Genomic DNA, 874 nt, shown 5'->3' with positions numbered 1-874 from the left:
CGGCCCTGCAGGATCTGCCGCTCTCCCCCGAGGTGGTGAGCGCCATCCCGACCGAGGCGGGCACCCTGCACCGGCTGCTCGGGGTGATCCCGGGGCGCACCCGGTTCCGCCACCACGCCGGCAACCCCCTGCACCTGGACGTGCTGGTGGTGGATGAGGCCTCCATGGTGGACCTGCCCATGATGGCGCGCCTGCTCGAGGCCCTGCCGGCGAAGGCACGCTTCATCCTGCTCGGTGACAAGGATCAGCTCGCCTCGGTCGAGGCCGGTGCCGTGCTAGCCGATATCTGCAGCTTCGTGGCGCAGGGGGTGAGCGAGCCCCAGGCCGAATGGCTGTCGGCCCAGAGCGGCTACCGGGTCAGCGGCTCGGCGGCGGGGGCTCCGCTGCGTGACAGTCTCTGCCTGCTCACCAAGAGCTGGCGTTTTGACGAGCGCTCAGGTATCGGCCGGCTGGCGCGCGCCTGCAACGGCGGCGATCCGGCTGCCGTCGAGCGGGTGTGGGGGGAGGGCTTTACCGATATTGCCCTGCACCCCTGGAGCGCCGAGCGCTACGAGGCGCTGATCCAGCAGGCGGTGGAAGGCTATCGCCCCTATCTGGCGGCATTGCAGGAGGGGCAGGAGCCCAAGGCGGTATTCCAGGCCTTCAACGGCTTTCAGATCCTCTGCGCCCTGCGCGAGGGGCCGTTCGGGGTCGAGGGGCTCAACGATCGCATCGAGGCGGCGCTCGGCCGGGCACGGCTGATTGCCAGGGAGGGGGAGTGGTACGCCGGGCGCGCCGTCATGGTGGTGCAAAACGATCACGGCATTGGCCTCTACAACGGTGACATGGGCCTGTGCCTGCCGGACGAGGAGGGGCGCCTCAAGGTGTGGTTCGA

At 69.7% G+C, this 874-nt stretch carries 1 protein-coding gene; it reads left to right on the top strand.

Annotation, left to right across the window (positions count from 1 at the left end; translation table 11 throughout):
* On the top strand, positions 1 to 874 hold an 874-nt coding region (locus BN1121_RS00030), incomplete at both ends, for an AAA family ATPase (RefSeq protein WP_043596902.1).

Origin of the sequence: Aeromonas diversa CDC 2478-85, assembly GCF_000819805.1 — a bacterium.
Classification (GTDB): domain Bacteria; phylum Pseudomonadota; class Gammaproteobacteria; order Enterobacterales; family Aeromonadaceae; genus Aeromonas; species Aeromonas diversa.
This window is presented reverse-complemented; position numbering and strand designations above follow the sequence as displayed.